Annotated in this window: 21 protein-coding genes and 1 pseudogene; 16 read left to right on the top strand and 6 right to left on the bottom strand. The window is 71.0% G+C overall.

Features of this window, described 5'->3' with window-relative positions:
- Positions 1-366: 366 nt before the first annotated feature.
- Together erpA and ND747_RS25195 are read left to right on the top strand one after the other, a co-directional pair.
- Positions 367-729 (top strand): iron-sulfur cluster insertion protein ErpA, encoded by a 363-nt coding sequence (gene erpA, locus ND747_RS25200; protein ID WP_251736676.1) that lies wholly within the window; start codon positions 367-369, stop codon positions 727-729.
- A 131-nt stretch (positions 730-860) separates the two neighbouring features.
- Complete coding sequence (locus ND747_RS25195) at positions 861-1,841, top strand: carbohydrate kinase family protein (RefSeq protein ID WP_251736675.1); 981 nt, start codon at positions 861-863, stop codon at positions 1,839-1,841.
- 107 nt (positions 1,842-1,948) lie between these two features.
- On the opposite strand, the gene ND747_RS25190 is transcribed toward ND747_RS25195, so the two are convergent.
- Positions 1,949-2,203, bottom strand: a complete 255-nt coding sequence (locus tag ND747_RS25190; RefSeq protein WP_251736674.1) for a sulfurtransferase TusA family protein — start codon at positions 2,201-2,203, stop codon at positions 1,949-1,951.
- Positions 2,200-3,399 carry a cysteine desulfurase family protein gene (locus ND747_RS25185; RefSeq protein ID WP_285901102.1) on the bottom strand — a complete coding sequence of 400 codons (1,200 nt, stop codon included), beginning with the start codon at positions 3,397-3,399 and terminating at the stop codon, positions 2,200-2,202. The genes ND747_RS25190 and ND747_RS25185 overlap by 4 nt, the downstream gene beginning before the upstream one ends.
- A 208-nt stretch (positions 3,400-3,607) precedes the next feature.
- Here ND747_RS25185 and coxB point away from each other — a divergent pair, with 208 nt between their 5' ends.
- Genes coxB through ND747_RS25170 form a run of 3 tightly spaced genes read left to right on the top strand, consistent with a single transcriptional unit; the run spans position 3,608 to position 6,720 of the window.
- A complete protein-coding gene (gene coxB / locus ND747_RS25180) occupies positions 3,608-4,624 on the top strand; it encodes a cytochrome c oxidase subunit II (protein ID WP_251736673.1) in 1,017 nt (338 codons plus the stop codon).
- Positions 4,621-6,303, top strand: coding sequence for a cytochrome c oxidase subunit I (gene ctaD / locus ND747_RS25175; protein WP_251736672.1), 1,683 nt, complete (start codon positions 4,621-4,623; stop codon positions 6,301-6,303). Before coxB ends, ctaD begins: the two co-directional genes overlap by 4 nt.
- Before the next feature lie 15 nt (positions 6,304-6,318).
- Complete coding sequence (locus ND747_RS25170) at positions 6,319-6,720, top strand: cytochrome c oxidase subunit 4 (protein ID WP_251736671.1); 402 nt, start codon at positions 6,319-6,321, stop codon at positions 6,718-6,720.
- A 379-nt stretch (positions 6,721-7,099) separates the two neighbouring features.
- On the opposite strand, the gene trpD is transcribed toward ND747_RS25170, so the two are convergent.
- Positions 7,100-8,443: an anthranilate phosphoribosyltransferase gene (gene trpD / locus ND747_RS25165; RefSeq protein ID WP_251736670.1), complete on the bottom strand. Its 1,344-nt coding sequence runs from the start codon at positions 8,441-8,443 to the stop codon at positions 7,100-7,102.
- A gap of 10 nt (positions 8,444-8,453) precedes the next feature.
- Complete coding sequence (locus ND747_RS25160; protein ID WP_251736669.1) at positions 8,454-8,912, bottom strand: hypothetical protein; 459 nt, start codon at positions 8,910-8,912, stop codon at positions 8,454-8,456.
- A 196-nt stretch (positions 8,913-9,108) separates the two neighbouring features.
- On the opposite strand from ND747_RS25160, the gene ND747_RS25155 reads away from it, so the two are divergent.
- The 8 genes from ND747_RS25155 to ND747_RS25120 all read left to right on the top strand — a co-directional run bounded on the left by ND747_RS25155 (position 9,109) and on the right by ND747_RS25120 (position 16,659).
- Complete coding sequence (locus ND747_RS25155; RefSeq protein WP_251736668.1) at positions 9,109-9,600, top strand: Fur family transcriptional regulator; 492 nt, start codon at positions 9,109-9,111, stop codon at positions 9,598-9,600.
- Position 9,601: 1 nt separating this feature from the next.
- Positions 9,602-10,042 (top strand): rubrerythrin family protein, encoded by a 441-nt coding sequence (locus ND747_RS25150; protein ID WP_251736667.1) that lies wholly within the window; start codon positions 9,602-9,604, stop codon positions 10,040-10,042.
- A 128-nt stretch (positions 10,043-10,170) separates the two neighbouring features.
- Positions 10,171-10,767, top strand: a complete 597-nt coding sequence (locus tag ND747_RS25145; protein WP_251736666.1) for a DUF3501 family protein — start codon at positions 10,171-10,173, stop codon at positions 10,765-10,767.
- Positions 10,768-11,003: 236 nt separating this feature from the next.
- Positions 11,004-11,591, top strand: a complete 588-nt coding sequence (locus tag ND747_RS25140) for an SseB family protein (protein ID WP_251736665.1) — start codon at positions 11,004-11,006, stop codon at positions 11,589-11,591.
- A 382-nt stretch (positions 11,592-11,973) separates the two neighbouring features.
- Positions 11,974-12,612: a heme-copper oxidase subunit III gene (locus ND747_RS25135; protein WP_251736664.1), complete on the top strand. Its 639-nt coding sequence runs from the start codon at positions 11,974-11,976 to the stop codon at positions 12,610-12,612.
- 287 nt (positions 12,613-12,899) lie between these two features.
- Complete coding sequence (locus ND747_RS25130; protein ID WP_251736686.1) at positions 12,900-13,781, top strand: c-type cytochrome; 882 nt, start codon at positions 12,900-12,902, stop codon at positions 13,779-13,781.
- Positions 13,778-15,073: a ubiquinol-cytochrome c reductase iron-sulfur subunit gene (locus ND747_RS25125; protein ID WP_251736663.1), complete on the top strand. Its 1,296-nt coding sequence runs from the start codon at positions 13,778-13,780 to the stop codon at positions 15,071-15,073. Before ND747_RS25130 ends, ND747_RS25125 begins: the two co-directional genes overlap by 4 nt.
- The gene (locus ND747_RS25120) at positions 15,070-16,659 is read left to right on the top strand and encodes a ubiquinol-cytochrome c reductase cytochrome b subunit (RefSeq protein WP_251736662.1); all 1,590 of its coding nucleotides are present in this window, start codon (positions 15,070-15,072) and stop codon (positions 16,657-16,659) included. The genes ND747_RS25125 and ND747_RS25120 overlap by 4 nt, the downstream gene beginning before the upstream one ends.
- Before the next feature lie 132 nt (positions 16,660-16,791).
- Here ND747_RS25120 and ND747_RS25115 read toward each other — a convergent pair whose 3' ends face one another.
- A complete protein-coding gene (locus ND747_RS25115; RefSeq protein WP_251736685.1) occupies positions 16,792-18,615 on the bottom strand; it encodes a DEDD exonuclease domain-containing protein in 1,824 nt (607 codons plus the stop codon).
- 187 nt (positions 18,616-18,802) lie between these two features.
- On the opposite strand from ND747_RS25115, the gene ND747_RS25110 reads away from it, so the two are divergent.
- Positions 18,803-19,216 carry a VOC family protein gene (locus ND747_RS25110; protein ID WP_251736661.1) on the top strand — a complete coding sequence of 138 codons (414 nt, stop codon included), beginning with the start codon at positions 18,803-18,805 and terminating at the stop codon, positions 19,214-19,216.
- Positions 19,217-19,580: 364 nt separating this feature from the next.
- Positions 19,581-19,976, top strand: coding sequence for an HIT family protein (locus ND747_RS25105; RefSeq protein WP_251736660.1), 396 nt, complete (start codon positions 19,581-19,583; stop codon positions 19,974-19,976).
- Positions 19,977-20,160: 184 nt separating this feature from the next.
- Here ND747_RS25105 and ND747_RS25100 read toward each other — a convergent pair whose 3' ends face one another.
- Complete coding sequence (locus ND747_RS25100; RefSeq protein ID WP_251736659.1) at positions 20,161-21,420, bottom strand: DUF4352 domain-containing protein; 1,260 nt, start codon at positions 21,418-21,420, stop codon at positions 20,161-20,163.
- 498 nt (positions 21,421-21,918) lie between these two features.
- Here ND747_RS25100 and ND747_RS25095 point away from each other — a divergent pair.
- Positions 21,919-22,236: pseudogene (locus tag ND747_RS25095) on the top strand (hypothetical protein); the annotation flags it as partial.

Below are 22,236 nucleotides of genomic sequence, written 5' to 3'. Positions count from 1 at the left end.
CGGGGGTCAAGACGCCAGATCGCCCCCCGTGGGGGGCCGGGTGTCCCGACCCGGTGGGCCGGGTGGGTGCCTGGCTGGGACATAACCCAAGGTGACGGGGGTCTCGTGGCGGACCCGATCGCCGCGTGGTCGGTCCTGCCCGGTCTCGCTACGATGGGAAGCGGATCCCGTCCGATGGTGTTGGGCATGGATGTCGGCGCAGTGGCTGTGCCGTGTCCGGGGCGTCTGCCGGGAGTTGGAGGCGTCGCGGGCAGTACCGCAAGCGACACCCGACCGGAAAGCGACCGACCGGAAGCGCAGTACCCGACCGGAACCAGTGGCCCGGCTCTGCCAGGCCACATCACAGCAAGGGCAGGAGAAGTCTCTATGACCGTTCAGGACACGACGGAGACCGCGACGCAGTCCTCGGCCGTCATCCTCACCGAAACGGCCGCCGGCAAGGTGAAGACCCTGCTGGAGCAGGAGGGCCGGGATGACCTCAAGCTGCGCATCGCGGTGCAGCCGGGTGGTTGCTCGGGCATGCGTTACCAGCTGTTCTTCGACGAGCGGTCCCTGGACGGCGACACCGTCCTGGACTTCGCCGGCGTCAAGGTCGCCGTCGACCGGATGAGCGCCCCCTATCTGGGCGGCGCGACGATCGACTTCGTCGACACGATCGAGAAGCAGGGCTTCACGATCGACAACCCCAACGCGCAGGGTTCCTGCGCCTGCGGCGACTCGTTCAACTAGGAGTCCCGCGGGTCCTCGCCGGACCCACCGCGCCACGCATCGACGCCCGCTGTGACCACCCCGGTCACAGCGGGCGTCGTCGTGCGGGGGCCTGTGGGCGCCCGGTGGGGGTGCCGGTAGGCTGCACCATCGTGGATATCGCCCTGACCGGTTCCATCGCCACCGACCACCTCATGCGCTTCCCCGGGCGGTTCGTCGAGCAGCTGCTCGTCGACCAGCTCGAGAAGGTCTCGCTGTCGTTCCTCGTGGACGAGCTGGTGGTCCGACGCGGCGGAGTCGCTGCCAACATCGCCATCGGCCTCGGCCGGCTCGGCCTGCGTCCGATCGTCGTCGGGGCGGTCGGGACGGACTTCGGCGACTACCGCACCTGGCTCGAGAGCCACGGGGTGGACACCAGCGCCCTGCGGGTCAGCCAGGCCGCGCACACCGCCCGGTTCGTCTGCACCACCGACCTCGACCTCAACCAGATCGCCTCCTTCTACCCGGGCGCGATGGACGAGGCCGCCGAGATCGAACTCGCGCCCATCGCCGACCGCGTCGGCGGGCTGGACCTGGTCGTCGTCAGCCCCAACAACCCCGCTGCCATGCTGCGCCACGCGCAGGAGGCCCGCGAGCGCGGCTACGCGTTCGCCGCCGACCCGTCCCAGCAGCTTGCCCTGCTCGACGGCGCGCAGATCCGCGAGCTCATCACCGGCGCGGCCTACCTGTTCTGCAACGAGTACGAGAAGGCGCTGCTGGCCAGCAAGACCGGCTGGTCGGACGCGGAGATTCTCGCAGCGGTCGGCGTGCGGGTCACCACGCACGGCAAGGACGGCATCGTGATCGAGGCGCCGGGCCAGGACCTGATCCGGGTGCCGGTCGTCCCCGCCCGTGACACACCCGACCCCACCGGGGTCGGCGACGGCTTCCGGGCCGGGTTCCTCGCCGGCCTGTCGTGGGACCTGTCCCTCGAGCGGTCCGCCCAGGTGGGCGCCCTCATCGCCACCCTGGTGCTGGAGACCCTCGGGCCGCAGGACTACGAGACCGATCCCGCCGAGATGGTCAAGCGCCTCGCCGAGACCTACGGCGACGCCGCCGCCGCCGAGATCGCCGAGCACCTGCCCGCCGCCTGAGTCGGCCGCCCGGCCCGAGCCGGCCGGTCGCCTGGGTCCGTCCCGGCCAGGTAGGGCCAGGCCGGGCAGGGGTGAGAGGCGTCCAGGTCGGGCGGTTCCGGGGACGATCAGGTCCGGCGGCGGATGACGAACTCGTCGCCGCCGGACGGCAGTGTCCGGCTTGAGACGAGCTCCTGGGCTCGCAACCGGCACCAGGCGGCCACGTCCGGACCGGCGGCGGGATCGTCCGCCCACAGAGTGACCGTGGCGCCGGGGGTGACCGTGACGATGGCCCGGGCGAGATCGATGATCGGTAACGGGCAGCGTCGACCGCGGGCGTCCACCATGGTCGTGGCCTCCGGGGGTGTCGCGTCCGGGGTCATGGCGTGTGGTCCAGGTCCGCGGCGCCGAAACGGGCGCGTACCTCGCGCACGACGCCGGGCAGGACGTCCAGCAGGGCGTCGACGTCTGCCTGGGTGGAATCCCGACCGAAGGAGATCCGCAGGTTGCCGTGGGTGAGCGCGCCCATCGCGACCAGCACGTGGCTCGGTGTGAGCGCGTCCGAGGTGCAGCTCGACCCGGAGCTGACCGCGATCCCGGCCCGGTCCAGCCCGTCCAGCAGCGCCTCACCCGCCACGTACAGGCAGGAGAAGGCACAGATGTGGCGCACCGAGCCGGTCGGATCCGGATCGCCGAGCAGTTCGACGCCGTCGACCAGCGCAGGGAGCCGGCGGCGCAGCTCGGCGACGAGGCCGGCCAGCCGTGGACCCTCCGCGGCGAGCTCGCTGGTACGGGCCTCGAGCGCGGCCGCGGTGGCGACGATGGCCGGGACGGCGGGAAAACCCGCGACCCGCCCGCCCTCCCGTTCGTCCGTGGGTCCCGGGCTGCGCCAGCGGGTACCGGTGCGCACCACGAGCAGGCCGACGCCGGGCGGACCGCCGAACTTGTGGGCGCTGGCGGTCAGCAGGTCCACGCCGAGGGCACGCACGTCCACCGGGACATGCCCGACCGTCACGGCCGCGTCGGTGTGCAGCGGAACACCCGCCTCGTGCAGCCGTCGCGCCACCTCGGCCACCGGTTGCAGGGTGCCGACCTCGTGGTTGGCGTGCTGCAGGCTTGCCACGGCGGTCCCCGGGACGGGGGTGAAGGCCGCCGGGTCCACCCGGCCGTGTCCGTCCACCCCGACCTGGACGACCTGCCCGCCGGCCCCTTCGTGTACCGCCGCGGCGTGCAGCACGCTCGAGTGCTCGACCGCGCTGACCATCACCACCCGGCCCGCCCGGCGGCGGGCTGTGGCCGTGCCAAGCAGTGCGGCGCCTGCCGCCGTGGTGCCACTGGAGGTGAAACTGATCTCGTCCGGACGGGCCCCGAGGACCGTGGCCACGGACTCGCGGGCCGCGTCCAGCAGCATCCGGGCGCGCCGCCCCTCGCGGTAGAGCCGGGCCGGGTCGGCCCAGCCCTCGTCCAGTGCCACCAGCAGTGCCGCGCGGGCGGCGGGGTGCAGTGGCGTGGTCGACGCATGGTCGAGATAGGCCGGCACGGCGCCGACGCTACGCCCTGACGTGCCGGTCGGGGGCATGCATCACAGCCCCTTGATGGGCCTGAGGCGAGAAGCTGCCGGGCGGCTGAGATACGCTGCTGCCGCACCATCTACAGCGTGTCGAAGACAGCATGTCGTCCGGAGGGATCGACCGGGGTGGCATGGCGTTTGCAGGGGTTTCGCGGGATGGCGGAAGGCAGCGTTCGCGCCGTCGCCGCATGCCGCTAGTCGTGGGAGGCAGGACCTGGTGAGGAGATCCTTCGGTCGGACCCGGCCGTCGGTCGCGGATGTTCCGGTCGCGGAGGTCCCGGCCGCGGAGGTCGGAGGCATGCCGACGACGGCTGACTCCGGCGAGGCGCCCGGCACGCACGGCGGCGGGCAGCGTGCGCACCAGCGCTCGCGTGGCCGCCGGACCCTGCGTCTGGTCGGGCCGCTTGCGCTCGTGGGCTTCGCGGCGACCGCCTGCGAGCGACCCAACTTCGGTTATCCCGACGGTGTGACGAACTATTCGCCGCGCCTGCTCAATCTGTGGCAGGGCTCGGCGATCGCGGCGCTTGTCGTCGGCGTCATCGTCTGGGGCATGATCTTTTATGCCGTCGTCGCGTTCCGTAAGCGCAGCGACGTGCTGCCCCGGCAGATCCGTTACAACCTGCCGGTGGAAATTCTGTACACGGTCGTGCCGGTGGTCATCGTGGTCGGCATGTTCTACTACACCGCCCGGGACGAGTCGGAGGTCACCAAGCTCTCCGCGCACCCGGACGTGACGGTCGACGTGATCGGCTTCCGGTGGAACTGGCAGTTCAAGTACCTCGACCCCGGCGTCGGGCAGAGCAGCCCGAGCCAGAACCAGATCGAGGTCACCGGCCGCCCGGGCGAGCCCGCCGTGCTGGTGCTGCCGCAGAACCGCTCGATCCGGTTCGTGGAGACGTCCCCGGACGTCATCCACTCCTTCTGGGTGCCCGAGTTCCTCTTCAAGCGGGACGTCATCCCCGGTCGGATCAACCAGTTCGAGCTGACGGTCACCAAGACCGGCACGTTCATCGGCCGCTGCGCCGAGCTCTGCGGCACCGACCACGACCGGATGAACTTCTACGTCAAGGTCGTGCCCCAGGCCGAGTACGACAAGTTCATCACGGAGCGGCTGAACGCCCCCGTCCCGTCGTCGTCCGCGTCCTCGTCGACCACATCCTCGTCGACCACGCAGACGCAGGCCGCGGGGGCGTCCACCGCGGTCACCGCCACCACCTCCGGGAGCGGACAGTGACCCTGGTGCACGAGACGGGTGTCGGCCACGCCGAGCCCGACCTACCCCACCTACCCAAGCGGACGAACCTGCTCGGCTACCTGCGCACGACGTCGCACAAGGACATCGCAGTGATGTACTTCGTGACGTCGCTCGGGTTCTTCCTGTTCGCCGGTGTACTGGCGGTCATGATGCGCGCCGAGCTCGCTCGGCCGGGCCTGCAGTTCTTCGGGAACGAGCAGTACAACCAGCTGTTCACCATGCACGGCACGCTGATGCTGCTGATGTTCGCGACGCCGATCGCGTTCGCCTACGCGAACCTGCTGGTGCCGCTGCAGATCGGCTCGCCGGACGTCGCCTTCCCGCGGCTGAACGCGCTGTCGTACTGGTTGTTCCTGTTCGGCAGCCTGACGGTCGTCGCGGGCTTCCTGACCCCGAACGGCGCCGCGTCGTTCGGCTGGTTCGCCTACGCGCCGCTGAGCAACGACGTCTACTCCCCGGGTGCCGGATCCGATCTGTGGATCATGGGCCTGGTGGTGTCGGGTCTGGGCACCATCCTCGGTGGTGTCAACATGATCACCACGATCCTGTGCCTACGGGCGCCCGGCATGACGATGTTCCGGCTGCCGATCTTCTGCTGGAACTTCCTGGTCACGTCGATCCTCGTGCTGATCGCCTTCCCGGTGCTCGCCGCGGCGCTGCTCGCGCTCGAGGCCGACCGCCGCTTCGGCGCGCACGTGTTCGACGCGGCCAACGGCGGGGCGCTGCTCTGGCAGCACCTGTTCTGGTTCTTCGGGCATCCCGAGGTCTACATCCTCGCGCTGCCGTTCTTCGGGATCGTCAGCGAGATCCTGCCGGTGTTCTCCCGCAAGCCGCTGTTCGGCTACAAGGGTCTGGTGTTCGCCACCATCGGCATCGGCGCCCTGTCGGTCGCGGTGTGGGCGCACCACATGTTCGTCACCGGCGCGGTGCTGCTGCCGTTCTTCGCCTTCCTGTCGTTCCTCATCGCGGTGCCCACCGGGATGAAGTTCTTCAACTGGATCGGCACGATGTGGCGCGGGCAGCTCACCTTCGAGACGCCGATGCTGTTCTGCCTCGGCTTCCTGGTGACCTTCCTGTTCGGTGGTCTCACCGGTGTGCTGCTCGCCAGCCCGCCGATCGACTTCCACGTCAGCGACAGCTACTTCGTCGTCGCCCACTTCCACTACGTCGTGTTCGGCACGGTGGTGTTCGCGGCGTACGCCGGGACCTACTTCTGGTTCCCGAAGGTCACCGGCCGGATGATGGATGACCGGCTCGGCAAGATCCACTTCTGGACGGTGTTCATCGGCTTCCACGCCACGTTCCTCGTCCAGCACTGGCTGGGTCTGAAGGGGATGCCGCGGCGGTACGCCGACTACAGTCCGTCCGACGGCTTCACGACCCTGAACACGTTCTCCAGCGCCGGATCGTTCCTGCTGGCGCTGTCGACGTTGCCGTTCCTGTACAACCTGTGGCACTCGTACCGCAAGGGCCAGCTGGCCGTCGTGGACGACCCCTGGGGCTACGGGAACTCGCTGGAGTGGGCGACCTCCTGCCCGCCGCCGCGGCACAACTTCACCTCGTTGCCACGGATCCGCTCCGAGCGGCCGGCGTTCGACCTGCACTTCCCGGCCACAGTCGGCCGGGTCGACTACCATGCCTCACCCGAGATCAGCTAGGAGAGCGGCGATCGTATGAAGGTGGAAGGCATCATCTTCAGCTTCTTCGGCGTGTTCGCCGGAGCGGCGGCGCTGGTCTACTGGTTCTGGTCCAAGGACCCGACCGGCACCGCGGCCCTGACCCTCACCACGGGCCTGGGCTTCCTCGTCGGTGGCTACCTCATGTTCACCGGCCGCCGCATCGGCATGCGCCCGCAGGACCTGCCCGACGCGGAGATCGCGGACGGCGCCGGCGAACTCGGCCACTTCACCCCCGGCAGCTACTACCCCTTCTTCATCGGGGCCAGCGCGGTGACCGCCGCGATGGGCTTCGTGTTCGGAATCTGGCTGGTCGTCCTCGGCGCCGTGCTCGTGGTCACCTTCGTGACCTGCCTGGTGTTCGAGAACTTCTGGCACCCCCCGGTGCCCGAGGACTGAGCCGCCGTACCTCTGCGGCAGCAGGGGCCGGCATCCACCACATGTGGATGCCGGCCCCTGCTTCGTTTTCCGTTGGGTCGTCGTGTGTGTGTGGCGCCCGAACCGCATCGGCCAGCAGGGTCATTGCCGCTGCGCACTCACCGGACGTGTGCCGGGCGGCGCTGTTGCTGCCGGGCTTGGGGCCACCCTCCGAACCGTGGTCGCCCAGCCCGGCTGTCACCGTGCCCAGCGACCACCCATCCCCCGACTGCGGCAGCGCCTTGATTCACGGAAAACGGCCTGGCGCAGTCTGTCCGGCCACGAGGTGCCGCGCGCCGTCGGGCCTACCGGTTGCCGGCTACCCATCGTTACGGTGCCGTATTAGGGCTCATATCGGTTTTCACCCGGGCGTCCGGCTGGGGCTGGCGGCGGTCTGGCTGGCGGCGATCCAGCGGTCCAGCACGATGCGGGCGGCGCCCGAGTCGAGGGCGGCTGCGGCGCGGGGGAGGGCCGCGGCGATCTGCTCGGCGATCGGGGCCTGGGTGGGACCGTCGGCGGCGACCAGGGCGGCGGCGGCGTTGAGCAGAACCGTGTCGCGGACCGGGCCCGGCTCGCCGGCGAGCAGGGTGCGGGCGACCGCGGCGTTGTGCGGCGCGTTCGCACCCCGTAGGGCGGCGACATCGGGGACGTGGATGCCGACCTCGCGGGGGTCAAAGCGTTCCCGCCGGGGCGGTGCCGAGCCGGCCGAGTCCGACGGCTTCGGCCGGGCCGTCGGGTCGGTCGGATCTGCCGGGCCGGCGGGGTTCGCCGGAGCCCCGGGGATCACCCAGACGGAGGAGGTGGTCACGGGGCTGAGCTCGTCCAGGCCGTCATCGCCGCGGAAGACCAGCGCGCGGGTGCCGCGGTCGGCCAGCACCTGGGCGATGACGGGGGCCAGACGCGGGTCTGCGACGCCGATCGACTGCGCCCCGGGGTTGCCCGGGTTCGTCAGCGGCCCGAGGATGTTGAACGCGGTCGGCACCCCGAGGTCGGCGCGGATCGGGCCGACGTGGCGCATCGCCGGGTGGAACGTCCGGGCGAAGCAGAACGCGATGTTCGCCGCGGGCAGGCAGGCCGCGACGCCCGCGGGCGGCAGGTCGACGACCACCCCGAGCTCGGCGAGCAGATCCGCCGAGCCGCAGGACGACGACGCCGACCGGTTACCGTGCTTGATCACCGGGACGCCGGCGCCCGCGACGACGAGCGCGGCCATGGTGGAGATGTTGACCGTGTTGGACCGGTCCCCGCCGGTGCCACAGGTGTCCACGGCGCGTACCCGGAGCTCGTCGGCGACCTGCAGGGCGGCGGCGTGGGCGAGCATGCCCTCGACCAGGCCACCGATCTCCGCGGCGGTTTCGCCCTTGGCCCGCAGCGCCACCACGAAGCCGGCGACCTGGGCGGGCGACGCTGTTCCGGCCATGATCTGGTTCATCGCCCAGGCGGTGCCCGCCCGGTCCAGCGGGATGCCCGCCAGCAGCGCACCGATCAGATCCGGCCAGCTCGGGACCGCCTCGGCGGCCGTACCCACCGTGGCGGCCGGGCCCACACTCGCAGCGCGCACGGCCGGACCGGTCGCCGTCGATCCAGTGGCTGCCGGGCCGAGGACGGTCGGGTCCACGAGGCTGGCAGCGGCTGCGCCGGCCGAGCTCGCCGAGGCGGCGACGGCGGTCGCAGCAGAGGCGGGGGCGGTGGTTTCGAGGGACATGGTGGTCCGATCAGCCGGCGAGCTGGGCGCCGGTGAGTGGTCGCCGTGAGGTCGCACCGTCGGCGCGGGCCCGCAGCAGGGTCACGACCGCCTCGGTGAGCCGGGCGGGGTCCAGCGGGTGGGCGACGACGGCGTCCGCCTGGGACCAGGTGGCGAGCCAGCGGTCGTCCGCACGAGCGACCAGCAGGACGGTGGGCGGGCAGTCGGCGACCTCGTTCTTCAACTGCCGGCACAGGCCCATGCCGCCGGTCGGGGTGGCCTCGGCGTCAAAGATGCACAGGTCGGCCTCGTGGTGGTCGACCACGCCGATCGCCTCGGCGGCGTCGGTGGCCTCCACGAACTCCAGCGGGCCGACGTCGCCCGCGGGACGGCGGCCGAGGGCGGCGATGACGCGGGCGCGCACCTCGGCGCGGTCGGCGTACACCAGGATGGTTTTCGGGGTGCTCCCGTGCCCAGCTTCCACCTGCATGGCGTGCTGCCCTCCCGTACGGCCGACCGGCGCGGTCCGTCCGAAGATTACTCGGTCACGCCCGCTGTGGCGGCGAAGCCGGCGGTGGCCGTGGGTTTGCCAGCAGGGTCCGCCTCGGTGATACTGAGACTCGTTCTCACTCGGTACGGCATCCCAGCCGGCACGTGCCGGGCCGTGAACCCGACGGGCGTGATCCATGACCGACCAGACCGATCTTCGACTGACCCCCCAGCGGATGGCCGTCCTCGAGGTGCTGCGCGCCGCGCATGACCATCCGACCGCGGCCGAGGTGTACGAGCGCGTGCGGCGCACCTCACCGCGAATCGGCAGCGCTACGGTGTACCGCACCCTGGCGCTGCTGGTGTCGACCGGTCAGGCGCTGGAGCTCAGTCTCGGCGGCGGCGCGGCGGCGCGGTACGACGCCAACACCTGCCGACACGACCATGCGGTCTGCGAGAGCTGTGGCCGCGCGGTCGATCTCGATCATCCGGTTCCCGACGGAATGATGACGGAGATCGCGCGGCGCTCGGGCTTCGCCATCACCGGATACGACCTGCAGTTCCGGGGAATCTGTCCGGACTGTCAGGCTCAGGGTGCGGCTCGGCCCCGCTCAGGGGTGCGGCCGGCCCACAGTGACCCCCTGGCTGGGAACACCCCAGCTGGGAACACTCATCGCAAAGGAGCGTGACATGCCCAAGCTCGATGGCACCAAGACCCACGAGAACCTCAAGGAGGCGTTCGCCGGGGAGAGCCAGGCCAACCGGCGCTACCTCTACTTCGCCCGCCGTGCCGACATCGAGGGCCTCACCGACGCGTCGTCGCTGTTCCGCGACACCGCCGAGGGGGAGACCGGGCACGCCTTCGGGCACCTGGACTTCCTCGCGGAGGTCGGCGACCCGGCCACCGGCGAGCCGCTCGGCACCACGACGAAGAACCTGGCCAGCGCCGTCGCCGGTGAGACCTACGAGTTCACCGCCATGTACCCCGGCTTCGCGAAGACCGCCCGCGACGAGGGCTTCGAGGAGATCGCGGACTGGTTCTCCACCCTGGCCCGCGCCGAGAAGACCCACGCCGGTCGGTTCAAGCGCGCCCTCGACGCGCTGACGGCCGAGGAGACCGCCGACGCCTGATCGGCCCAGGCCCAGGCCCCAGGCCGCACGATCCCCGGCGACCGGTCCCGCGCCCAGCGCGTCCAGGACCGGTCGCCGGTCTCGTCCCCGCCCGTCCCCGCCCGTCACCGATCCCCGGAGGCCGCGCCATGGCGCTGACCGTCGCCGACATCATCACCGACCATCAGGCGTATGCGCAGCGACGGCCCGAGCTGCGCCGACGGATGATCCCGGTACGGGCCGAGCGGCGGGTGCGGATCGGGGACATCGTCGTCGCCGAGTTCGAGAACGAGCAGACCCTGCGCTACCAGGTGCAGGAGATGGTCTACACCGAGCGACTGACGGCGCCCGCCGATGTCGCCCACGAGATCGAGGCGTACTCCCGGCTGTTGCCAGGTAGTCATGCGCTGACGGCGACGCTGTTCCTTGAGCTGGACGGGCTTGCCACGGTGCGCGACGAGCTGCGCCGCCTCGCCGGTCTGCAGCACAGCGTCTTCCTGGAGATCGACGGGACGCGGGTGGCCGGGCAGGAGATTCCCGGCCCGGACGAGGATCCGGACGTCCCCAGCGAGACCGTCTCGGTGCACATGGTGCGTTTCCTGCTGGACGACCAGGTGCGCGACGTCTTCCGGGACCCGGATGCTTCCGCGGAGCTCGTCGTCGACCATCCCGCCTACAACGACGGGACGCCCCTGACCGGCGAGACCCGCCGCGCCCTGATCGCGGACCTGGCCCTGCGCGGCTGAGCAGCCGGCGTTCGCATGTCCGGACTGCCGTGGTGCCCGGACTGCCGTGGTGCCCGGACGGCTGTGGTTGTCCGGACTGCAGTGGTGCCCGGACGGCTGTGGTGCCGGCGACCGGGTGGCTGCGACGCCGCACACATTGTCGGAGGGCACCCGTTCGGTGTGGCCGTGGCGGGGTACGCGGAGGGCCTACGGCACGACACGTCAGCACGTTCATCCACGTCAAGGGAGAGTCACCCATGACCGATGACCAGCTACGTCCCGAGGCCCCCCGCACGGACCAGGACCCCGTGGCCAGCAATGCCCCGGCGGTCGGGCGCAACCCCGTGGCCGGCGACAGTGCCGTGGCCGGTCAGGGGGTCCCCAGCGGGCCGGACGCTGTGGCCGGGCCGGACGGATTCGCCGACCAGGACGGCCGCACCAGCTCGGGCGCACAGGCCGAGCAGGGCAGTGCCGCGCGAGCTGCGCTGTGCCGGCTGGCCGATGGTGAGAACGAGCGGTCCGCGCTCGGTGATCTGGCCCTGGCCGACGTCCTGCTGCCCGACCTGGGCAATGACGTCACCGACCTGTCCGAAGCCGACAGTGACGTCCTGCAGCTGCCGGTCGCGCAGCGCCAGGACGGCACCCAGTTCGTCCCGACGTTCACCTCCGAGCAGCGACTGGCGGCGGCACTGCCCGAGGTGGACCGCTATCGCACGGTTCAGATCGCCACACTCGGGCGGATCTGGCCGTCGGACGAGCTGCTGCTCGCCGTCGACCCGGGCTCGGAAGCGGGGATCGCCCTGCCGGCGGAGGGGCTGCGCGCCCTCGCCGCCATGTCCGGATAACCGCAGACGCGACCAGCCGGCGGCGTGGCCAGGGCGGACCAGCCCCGTCCCGTCGCCGGCCCTGTTGCGTGCGCGGAGCAGGTCGGCCGGGGGTCCCGCGCAGGTGCCGTGCCAACCGGCCCAGGTCCGTCGTGCCGCCCGACCCGGCTCATGCGGAGGATCCGTGACGGGTGAGGCACGCAACATCCGCCGGGACGCTCCCACTCGGCCCAAGGGTGCGGGCGGCTTCGCGGGCACCCTCCCGAGCTGCAGTTTTCCCTGTGGCACAGGAATTTGCATCCGGCGCGTGGGGGATGCGTCCGGGGCATGCACCGGTCATCGACGAGTCGTAGTCCTACCGAACGTCGAACCTACGGTGGCGCCTGGGGCGACGCGTGTCAGAATGACCGACGTGGCCTCAGCCCCCGTCCTCGAGAAGGCTCCACCACCACACCCGACGGCCAACCGTCCCTCGATGGTCTCGGTCGGCACGGTCGTGTGGCTGTCGTCGGAGCTGATGTTCTTCGCGTCCCTGTTCGCGATGTACTTCACGATCCGTTCGGTCAACAGCGGCAACTGGCCGCCGACGACCGGGGACCCCATCGGGTCCGAACACGGGCCCGTGGAGCTACACGTCGGGTACGCGCTGTTCTTCACCGTGATCCTGGTGCTGTCCAGCGTCACCTGTCAGCTCGGCGTGTTCGCCGCCGAGCGGGGTGACGTGTTCGGCCTGCGACGCTGGTATCTGATCTCGCTGATCATGGGCGCCATCTTCGTTGGCGGCCAGGCGAACGAGTACTTCGGCGAGAACAAGTTCACGATGGCGTCGCATGCCTACGGATCGGTGTACTACCTGACCACCGGCTTCCATGGACTGCACGTGATCGGTGGACTGGTCGCCTTCGTCATGGTGCTGGGCCGGTCGACGTACGGGCGCTTCACGCCGGAGAAGGCGACATCGGCGATCGTCGTGTCGTACTACTGGCACTTCGTCGACGTCGTCTGGATCGCCCTCTTCGCGACCATCTACCTCCTCCAGTGAGCGACATGACTGAATCTTCAGGCACATCGTCGGACACGCCGCCGGAAACCAGCCCGGTTCCTCCGGCGAGCGACACGGCCACCGGGCCGCGGGCCGCCGCCTCGCCGGAGTCGACCGGGAGCACCCTCCCGGTCGCCGCTGCCGCGAAGTCCGACGCCGATGCCAGCACCGAAGCGAACGCCGACGTCACGGCCGGTACTGACGTCACGGCGAGTACTGACGTTGAAGTGAGCACCGACGTGGCGGCAGGCGCCGACGCCGACGCTGACGTGAGCGCCGACGCTGACGTGAGCGCCGACGTCGATGCCGACACGGAGACGGCGGGCTCGGGGGCGAAGCCGGTCGCCGGCCGTCCCGGCCTGCTCGGCCGCCGCCGTGCGCGCCGTCGGGTGTCGTCCGCGCAGCGGCGCCGTCGCTCGTCCGCCCTGGTCCTCGCGTTCGGCCTGCTCGCCACCGGCGTGCTGTGGACGCTGCTGGCGCCCGGCGGCAACGCCGCGTCCGCGTCCGGCTCGAACGAGGCGGTCCGCCAAGGCCGTGCTCTGTTCCTGGAGGGCTGCGCCACCTGCCACGGGCTTGGTGCCCAGGGCTCCAGCACCGGGCCGAGCCTGATCGGGGTCGGCGCAGCCGCTGTCGACTTCCAGGTGTCCACCGGCCGCATGCCGCTGGCCGCTCCGGCCGCGCAGGCCGACCGCAAGGCGCCGATCTACTCGGACACCCAGATCGCCCAGCTCGCCGCGTACATCGACAGCCTGGGCGGCGGTCCCGAGGTGCCGAAGGTGGACGACGCCGCGCTGAACGACGCCGCACTGTCCAAGGGCGGTGAGCTGTACCGGGCCAACTGCGCGCAGTGCCATCAGGCAGTCGCTCAGGGTGCCCCACTGACCTACGGCAAGTTCGCTCCCTCGCTGGGCGAGTCGACCCCGACGCAGATCATCGAGGCGATGCGCACGGGACCGGAGTCGATGCCCGTCTTCGGTAACCGTCAGGTCAGCGAGGAGGACGCGGTCGCGGTCGCGGCCTACGTCCGCCACCTCAACGACACGGCGAGCCCCGGCGGCTTCAGCCTCGGCAAGTACGGTCCGGTGCCCGAGGGCCTGCTGGCGATTCTGGTGGGCGTCGGTGGCCTGCTGGCCGTGTGCCTGTGGATCGGAGCGAGGCAGAAGCGATGAGTGACCAGACGGGCCCGGGGACGCCGGGGCCGGGCGGACCGGGCGACCAGGACCGCCCGGAGGACTCCGCATCCGAGCGCATGCACTACGCCGGCTACCAGGGTGAGCCGGCCGACAAGGCTGACCAGGACTCGATGAGCAGCATCTTTCACCGGGCCAAGCACCCGGTCGACACCTCCGGTGCCCCGGCCAAGGGGTCGGACGTCGCGGCCGGTGGGCCGGAGATCTCCGCCGGCACACACGACGGTCCGGAGGCGCTGGGCACCCCGCCGCACCAGACCGACTCCACCCGCAACCCGCAGCACACGGTGATGCGCGGGGGGGCCGGCTCCGGCGGGGTCACCCCCCGCCGGCCGCGGTCCGCGGACCACGACCGCCGCGCCGAGCGGCGGGCCGAGCGAGTGATCGCTCTGTGGTTCATGCTCTCGGTGGTCGGCACGGTCGGCTTCGTCATCACGAACTTCGTCGGTGACAAGCACAAGGAGTACTACACCCCGTGCCTCGGCTCGGCCCTGGGCATCGCGGTCGGCGGGCTCGGTATCGGGCTGATCCTGTGGGCCAAGCGGCTCATGCCGCATGAGCAGGCCGTTCAGGAGCGCCACGAGTTCACCTCCGCCAAGGAGGAGATCGCGGTCACCGAGGCGGAGATCGCCGACGGCTTCGCCGACACCGGCCTGACCCGCTTCCCGCTGCTGCGCCGCACCCTGCTCGGCGCCGGTACCGTGCTCGGTGGACTGGTCGTGGTGCCGCTGTTGAACCTCACCAACGCCAAGCCGGGCAAGAAGCTCGACCACACCTCGTGGGTGAAGGGCGCTCGGCTGGTCACGGAGGAGGGCCGGTACGTCAAACTGGGCGACGTGTCCATCGGCGGTATCGAGACGGTCTTCCCGGCCATCCCGGTCACCGGTGCCAACGGGCAGGTGTCCTACCAGGCGAAGACGGACCTGCACACCAAGGCGGACAGCACCACCATCCTCATCCGGCTGCCACCGGGCGTCGACCGCCCGCGCAAGGGTCGGGAGAACTGGTCGGTGGACGGCCACGTCGCCTACTCCAAGATCTGCTCGCATGCCGGCTGCCCGGTGAGCCTCTACGAGCAGCAGACCCACCATCTGCTCTGCCCCTGCCACCAGTCGGTCTTCGACGTGCTGGACGGCTGCCGGGCGATCTTCGGCCCGGCCAGCCGGTCGCTGCCGCAGCTGGCCATCGCGGCGGACTCGGACGGATATCTGTACGCCCGCAACGGTGACTACGACGAGCCTGTCGGTGCCGCCTTCTGGGAGCGCTCATGACAACCGCATCCCCGCCGGACTTCGTCAAGCGACCCGGTCCGGTCCGCAAGCTCAACCGGGCGGCCGACGAACGGTTCGGCACGCAGGCCGGGCTGCGGCGCAACCTGAACAAGGTCTTCCCCGACCACTGGTCATTCATGATCGGGGAGATCGCGCTCTACAGCTTCGTCATCCTGCTGCTCACCGGCATCTACCTCACGCTGTTCTTCGACCCGTCGAACACCGAGGTCGTCTACAACGGTTCCTACGTCCCCCTCAAGGGCGTGGAGATGAGCCGGGCGTACGCCTCGACGCTGGACATCAGCTTCGACACCCGGGCTGGTCTGGTCTTCCGCCAGATCCACCACTGGGCTGCGCTGATCTTCGTCGCGTCGATCATCGTGCACCTGATGCGGGTGTTCTTCACCGGCGCGTACCGCAAGCCGCGTGAGGTGAACTGGCTGATCGGGGTCGGCCTGCTCATCCTCGGCATCCTCGAGGGTTTCGCCGGCTACTCGCTGCCGGACGACCTGCTCTCCGGTACCGGGCTGCGGATCGCGGCGTCGATCGCCCAGTCCATCCCGATCATCGGGACGTGGGCGTCGTTCATGGTGTTCAACGGCGAGTTCCCGGGCGCGAACTTCCTGCCGAGGCTGTACGTGGTGCACATTCTGCTGGTGCCGGGAGTGCTGCTCGCGCTCATCGGCGCCCACCTGGCCATCCTGTGGCAGCAGAAGCACACCGACTTCCCCGGCCCGGGCAAGACCGAGCACAACGTCATCGGCCACCGAGTCTTCCCGATCTTCGCGGTGAAGTCCGGCGGGTTCTTCATGATGACCTTCGCGATGATCGCCCTGCTCGGCGGTCTGGCGCAGATCAACCCGATCTGGATGTTCGGTCCGTACGACCCGTCGATGGTGTCCTCGGCCTCCCAGCCCGACTGGTACATCGGCTTCCTGGACGGATCGACCCGACTGATGCCGCCGTGGGAGTTCCGCGGCCTCGGCCACACCGTTCCGGCGGTGTTCTGGCCGACGGCGGTGCTGCCCGGCATCCTGTTCACCCTGTTGGCGATCTGGCCGTTCCTCGAGGCCCGGTTCACCGGCGACACGAAGTCGCACAACCTGTTGCAGCGGCCCCGTGAGGCGCCGACCAGGACCGCCCTGGGTGCGATGGCGATCAGCTTCTACCTGGTGCTGTGGATCTCCGGCGGTAACGACGTCATCGCCAAGACCTTCAGCATCTCGCTGAACGCGATGACCTGGGCGGGCCGCATCGGCCTGCTCGTCGTCCCGCCGATCGCCTACGCGGTGACGAAGAAGCTCTGCCTGAACCTGCAGGACAAGGACGCCGAGATCGAGCATCACGGCATCGAGACCGGCATCATCCGGCAGCTGCCCAACGGCGAGTTCGTCGAGGACCACCGGCCCAAGCCCGAACCGGTCCCCGACTATCCGATGGTTCCGACCGATCGGTATGCCCTGCCGGCGGCGAACGGGCACGGTGACGGTCACGGCACCGGCATCGCCCGGCGGGCAGGCAAGGCCGTCAGCGGCTTCTTCGTCGAGGAGAAGGACAAGGAGCCGGAGGCTCCCGGCAAGCACTGATCCCCACCTCACGCACGGCTGTACCTGGGCCGGTGTCGGCAGCGGAACCCCGCGTCGGCACCGGCCCAGATGCTTTGTCGGCCCGGTGAACCGGCCGGCTGTCGTCGTCGACCGCGCCGACGAGCCGGATGATTATTGACGGTCGGAGTGGTTCGGCTTGCGACCTCGGCTCTGGCCGGGCGGCGGTCCCACCGGGACGGGCGCCGGCCGCCCGGCGCCGAGGGCGTCGGTGGCGGTTCGGGTCAGGGCCGCGTAGCGCTGGGCGGCCCGTTCGGCGCCGAGGGCCGGCCAGCTCCACTCGCCGTCGAGCCGGACGAGCCGCACCCCTGGCCCGGCGAGCCAGTGGGCGAGGCGCTCGGTCTCGGCGACCGACGCACAGGGAGCAGGACCGGGCCGGGGCACGACGGTTTCGGCGCTGGCGACCGCCGCGTCCACCCAGGGGCGTGGATCGACGCCGCGGTCGACCGTCACCGCGGACACCAGCCGGCCACGGCGGATGACCGCGAGGTCCCAGCCGGCGTCCGCGGTCGGCGCGGCGGCGACGAGCTCGGTGATCCCGGTGAGTGCGGCCAGCCGTTGGCCGCGGGCGGCGGCGCGCACGAAGCTCACCATCCGGTCACGTTCGTGGGCGGCCTCCTCGTAGCGCCCCTCGGCGGCCAGCCGGTCCATCCGCCCGGTCGCGGCGTCGATGACCGGGGTGGGGTCGCCGGTGATGGCGGACCGGGCGGCCTGAACATGACGGGCGTAGGTGGCGACGTCCTCCCGGCCGTCGCATGGCGCCCCACAGCGGCCGAGGTCCGCCAGCGCACAGGCGGGTCGCTGCACCCGGGGACTCAGCCGCCCGGTGCACTGCCGTAGCGGCACGGCGGCGAGCAGCGCGTCGGCGGCATCCTGCGCGTCGCGCACACCGGCGAACGGGCCGAGGCTGGTCGCGTCGACCCGCAGGTCGCGCACCCGGGACAGCCGTGGGAACGGCTCGTCGGTCAACCGCAGGTACACCGCCCGCTCGGGATGACGCGAGCGACGGTTGTACGGCGGCTTGTGCTCGGCGATCAGCCGCAGCTCGCGAACCTCCGCCTCCAGCGCGTGCGCGCAGCTGATCGCGTCGACCCGCTCGGCGAGCGCGACCATCTCGGCCATGCGGGTGCGTGGCTCGCTGGCGGTGAAGTAGGTGCGCACCCGTTGTCGCACCGAACGGGAGGTACCGACATAGAGTGCCCGGTCCTGGACGTCGCGAAAGACGTACACGCCGGGGCCGGTCGGCAGCCCGTCGGCGAGGTGGCGTTTGCGGCGCTGCGCCGGGGAGACCCGGGCGCTGAAGTCGTGCAGCTCCTCGATCGTGTGGACGCCCAGGTTGCCGAGCCGCTCGAACAGCCCGTGCAGCACGTCCACCGTGGCTCGGGCGTCGGCGAGCGCCCGATGGGACGGCTCGGTGGTGCTGCGGAACAGCCGGGCCAGCGACCCGAGCCGGCAGTCGGGGGCTTCGTCCCGACTGATCACCCGCCGGGCGATGCGCAGCGTGTCCAGATGCTCCCAGGACGGCGGCGGGTAGCCACAGCGCTCCAGTGCCATCCGCAGGAAGCCCAGGTCGAACGGAGCGTTGTGGGCGACCAGCACCGCCCCGCGGGCGAACTCGAGGAACGTCGGCATGACCTCGGTCTCGGGGGGCGCTTCGACGACCATCGCGTCGGTGATCCCGGTGAGCACGGACACCAGCGCCGGGATTGGACCGCTCGGACGCACCAGGGTCGACATCTCCGCGAGCACCTCGCCGCCGCGCACCCGTACCGCGCCGATCTCGGTGATCTCCGAGGTGGCCGCGGCGGTGCCGGTCGTCTCCAGGTCCACCACGACGAACGTCAGATCCGACAGCGGTCGGCCCAGCTCCTCCAGACTGGCCTGCCTGGGCCGCTGGCCGGCCGCGCCCGTGGTGGTGGGGACGGTGGGAGCGGGCATGGCGATGGCAGGCGTGGCAGGCGTGGCGGCAGGAAGGGGGTCTGGGCGCACGCGGACACGCTACGACCGACCACCGACAGAATTGCCCGCCCGCTGTCCATTGACTGTCCCTGGTGTGTCCATGGAATACCCGATGTGTCCACGACACGGACCCGTGTGGCCGGCACGGCGAGCCAATGAGTCCCGAATGCGAAATCATGCCCGGGTGGCGTGGTTTGAGACCAACGGGATCCGGGTGGGGCGTGTGGCAGTGGACTGTGCGGATGTGGATCTTATGGTGCGATTCTGGTCCGCTGCCCTGGGATATGAGGTCCTCTGGCGGGACGGGGACGCGGCGGTGCTGCGCCATCCGGCGGGCGCCGGCCCGAAGCTGCTGCTGCGCCCGGGCGCCCGCGACGGCGGCGGCCCGAGCCGGCTCCACCTCGACCTGTATGCCGTCGACGCCGAACGGGTGCTGGGCTGGTTGTTCACCCTCGGCGCCCGTCGGGTGGGCCGGTACGAGGACGACGGGGAACGCGGCTACGTTCTGTCCGACCCGGAGGGCAACGAGTTCCGCGTCATGACCGCCGGCCAGGCCGGCTTCTCCCGTCCGTTCGTCTAGCCTGCAAACGTTCCGCGTATGGGCGGCTACCGCGGGATTCGACCTCTACAGTCGGTGACTGATGGAAGCATTCGGGACCGGCCGGGACGAGCGTGTGTGGATCGAGTCCCGAGGTCGCGGTAGGTAATGGGTCCTTCTGCTGGGATGAAGCGGACAAAATTCCGATTTGAACCCTGTAGAGGGACCGCAAAGATCGACACGCCCGGGTAGGGAACCGACAATGGCGGCACATGGTTATGTAACCGTATGTAATCGCGTGGCCGTTCATGGTCCGGGGGTCGGCGGATCGGCTGCGGGGTGACGGGGGGCGTGAGGTGTCCGCGGCGCCCTGGTCCCGGACGGAACGACGGTAGGGTCGTGGGCCATGCCGAGCGTCTTCACCCGGATCATCGACGGCGAGCTGCCGGGACGGATCGTGTACTCCGACGAGTACACGGCCGCTCTCCTCACGATCGCGCCGATCCGTCCGGGCCACACCCTGGTGGTTCCGCGGGTCGAGATCGATCGGTGGACGGATCTGCCCGATGATGTCCAGGCCCGCGTGTGGGCCACGGCGGCGACGGTCGGCCGGGCCATCGCGCGCGCGTACGAGCCGCAGCGGGTGGCGGTGATCGTCGCCGGGCTTGAGGTGCCGCACGCCCATGTCCACCTGTTGCCGATCGAGAACGAGTCGCAACTGGACTTCGCGCTGGCCGACCCCAATCCCGACCCCACCGATCTGGACGCCGCCGCCGAGCGGATCCGCGCCGCCCTGGCCTGACCTTTCTGGTCTGGCCATGCTGGACCTCTGGTCCTCTGGTCTGGTCCTCCGGCCATGCCACCCGGCCTGGTCGACGCGCCTTGGCGGGGAAACGTGTGGGGCGGCCGACCCGGTCGAGGACCGGGCGGGCCGCCCCACGGAGGCCGTTCACTGGCGCCGATCGTTCAACCGGCGCCGGAGTGGCTCAGAGCTGGAACTTTGCCGGGGTGACGGCAAACAGCGGCTCCCAGTTGAGCACGCCGTGGCCGGGGGGTGCGTCGATCACGACGTTGCCGCGGACCCGCTGGCCGGCCTTCACCGTCGAGGCGGACAGGCGGGGCTCGACGTTGTCGTAGCTGCCGTCGTAGCGCGTGCCGTCCGGGGTCTGGACGTAGAAGTCCGACGGTGAGGCGGAGGTGTCGCCGCGGCTCACCTCGACGGTCACGTTGAGGATGTAGTAGGCGCCCTGGTTCGGCGGGTCACCATAGCTGGTGACGGTGCCGGTGGTCGTGCAGACGCTGTTGAGGGTGATCTTGGCCTCGAAGTCGCTGACCGAGGAGTTGGCCTCGCCGACGACCGTGCCGGCGCCGCCGATGCCGGCGGTGCCTGCCGCGGGAGCCTGCGGGCTGACCGGCACGCAGTTGGACACTCCGGCCGGGCCGGTCGTGGCCGGGCTGGGCGGGGCTGTCGCCGGCGGTACGGACGTCCCGGGTATCGCGGGCAGGCTGAGTGCGGGGGACGGGGCCGGGGAGGTGACATCGTCCTTGCTGTCGCCGCCGCTGACCGCGAGCGCGATCACCACGCCGAGCACGATCGCCGCGACCACGACGATCGGCACGATGATGACCAGCGGATTGCGCTTGGGCGGCTGGTGCGGTGGCTGGCCGGGCTGCTGCCAGCCACCGGGCGGCGGGTAGCCGCCCTGCTGGTACTGGCCCGCCGGGTACTGGTTCTGCTGCTGGTAGTAGTCCGGCCCGTTCGGGTAGCCGGCTGGTTGCTGGTAGCCGGTGCCCGCCTGGTAGGGGCCGCTGCCGCCGGGCGGGTAGGCGCCCCCCTGCGGCCAGCCGCCGGCCTGGCCGGGACCGCTCCAGCCCTGCTGGTCGGCGCCGGGCTGACCCCAGTTCTGCTGGGCCGCGCCGGGCTGGCTCGCGGCACCGGACTGGCCCCATCCGGGAGCGCCGGACGGCGATCCCGGCGACGGCCAGCCCTGTGCCGGGCCGGATTGTGGGCCGGACTGCGGGCCGGCGCCCCACTGGCCGCCGGGGCCGGACTGCCCACCGGCGGGTGGCTGACCGCCGGAGACCGGCGGTGGGGTCTGCGGGCCGCTGGGCGCCTGCTGCGGGGAGGACGCGGAGCCCGACCAGGCGAGCCGGGTCTGCTCATCCGACTGGTCGGGCTCGCTGGCCCACGGCTCCCGGCTCCCGTCACCACCGGGGGGCTGGTGAGGGGGATTCTGGTCGGTCACGATGGTCCTTTCCGGCGCAGCCGGGGCTGCGTATTTCGGAACAAAGCCGCGTAGGGTGCGCGCCACGTCAGGCTACATAAGTCGGCTATCACATGAGACAATGCCCGGCCAGACCCCGGAGGTCAGCCGTGATCTGTGTTGGCGACCCCCGCGAACCCTGTTGGACGCGGCCGATAGGGTGGGTCGTCCTCGTTGTTCCCGCTGGCTCCGGAGTCCCTACGTGCCCTGCTGCCCGGCCGATCGGGCGAGCCGCCGGAAACGCGGTTCGTCCTTGTATCGCTGTGGTCCGAAGGCGGAGGAACATCACGGTGTCGGCCGGGAGCCGACCGTGGGCGCGGTGAGGTCGGAACGTGCCGGGGCAGGGGCGGACGGGTGGATCCAGTCTGGCCGGCCGGGTCCGATCTGGGAGTACATGGTCGCATTTCTAGCGATTTTTCGCAGCTTGTCCGTAGGCGGATCATCGATGGCCGCGGTGCGACTCCCTGCGGTGGGTCCGCGATGAGCGAGCCGCTGCCCGCCCCGGTACGACAGCACGTCGTGGAGCTTGCCGCGCACACCCTCGCCGATCTGGCCGAGGTGGAGGTGCCGTCGTCCCTCGTCGCCGTGCGGCGGTTCAAACCGTCCAGGCGGGCCCGGCTGGGGGCGCTGCCGCTGGCCGCCGCGGTGGACGGCGAGGTGTTCCGGGCCCGGGTCGCGGAGTGGATCCGGCGGCATCATCCCGAGCTGGCCGAGGCGGTCGAGTCGGCCACGGGGCCGCCGCCGGCGGCCCCGCCCGAGAAGGTCGCCGCGGTCGCCTACCTGCTGCGGGTACCCAGC

The sequence above is a fragment of the Frankia sp. R82 genome (genome assembly GCF_023716925.1).
Classification (GTDB): domain Bacteria; phylum Actinomycetota; class Actinomycetes; order Frankiales; family Frankiaceae; genus Frankia.
The sequence above is the reverse complement of the archived record's forward strand: the minus strand, read 5'-3'. Positions and strand labels throughout refer to the sequence as shown.

Coding starts and splice junctions, on each gene's coding strand:
- erpA (WP_251736676.1), top strand. CDS start 367: ATGACCGTTCAGGACACGACGGAGACCGCGACGCAGTCCTCGGCCGTC.
- ND747_RS25190 (WP_251736674.1), bottom strand. CDS start 2,203: ATGACCCCGGACGCGACACCCCCGGAGGCCACGACCATGGTGGACGCC.
- ND747_RS25185 (WP_285901102.1), bottom strand. CDS start 3,399: ATGCCCCCGACCGGCACGTCAGGGCGTAGCGTCGGCGCCGTGCCGGCC.
- ND747_RS25170 (WP_251736671.1), top strand. CDS start 6,319: ATGAAGGTGGAAGGCATCATCTTCAGCTTCTTCGGCGTGTTCGCCGGA.
- trpD (WP_251736670.1), bottom strand. CDS start 8,443: ATGTCCCTCGAAACCACCGCCCCCGCCTCTGCTGCGACCGCCGTCGCC.
- ND747_RS25160 (WP_251736669.1), bottom strand. CDS start 8,912: ATGCAGGTGGAAGCTGGGCACGGGAGCACCCCGAAAACCATCCTGGTG.
- ND747_RS25155 (WP_251736668.1), top strand. CDS start 9,109: ATGACCGACCAGACCGATCTTCGACTGACCCCCCAGCGGATGGCCGTC.
- ND747_RS25150 (WP_251736667.1), top strand. CDS start 9,602: ATGCCCAAGCTCGATGGCACCAAGACCCACGAGAACCTCAAGGAGGCG.
- ND747_RS25145 (WP_251736666.1), top strand. CDS start 10,171: ATGGCGCTGACCGTCGCCGACATCATCACCGACCATCAGGCGTATGCG.
- ND747_RS25140 (WP_251736665.1), top strand. CDS start 11,004: ATGACCGATGACCAGCTACGTCCCGAGGCCCCCCGCACGGACCAGGAC.
- ND747_RS25135 (WP_251736664.1), top strand. CDS start 11,974: ATGACCGACGTGGCCTCAGCCCCCGTCCTCGAGAAGGCTCCACCACCA.
- ND747_RS25125 (WP_251736663.1), top strand. CDS start 13,778: ATGAGTGACCAGACGGGCCCGGGGACGCCGGGGCCGGGCGGACCGGGC.
- ND747_RS25120 (WP_251736662.1), top strand. CDS start 15,070: ATGACAACCGCATCCCCGCCGGACTTCGTCAAGCGACCCGGTCCGGTC.
- ND747_RS25115 (WP_251736685.1), bottom strand. CDS start 18,615: ATGCCCGCTCCCACCGTCCCCACCACCACGGGCGCGGCCGGCCAGCGG.
- ND747_RS25110 (WP_251736661.1), top strand. CDS start 18,803: ATGCGAAATCATGCCCGGGTGGCGTGGTTTGAGACCAACGGGATCCGG.
- ND747_RS25105 (WP_251736660.1), top strand. CDS start 19,581: ATGCCGAGCGTCTTCACCCGGATCATCGACGGCGAGCTGCCGGGACGG.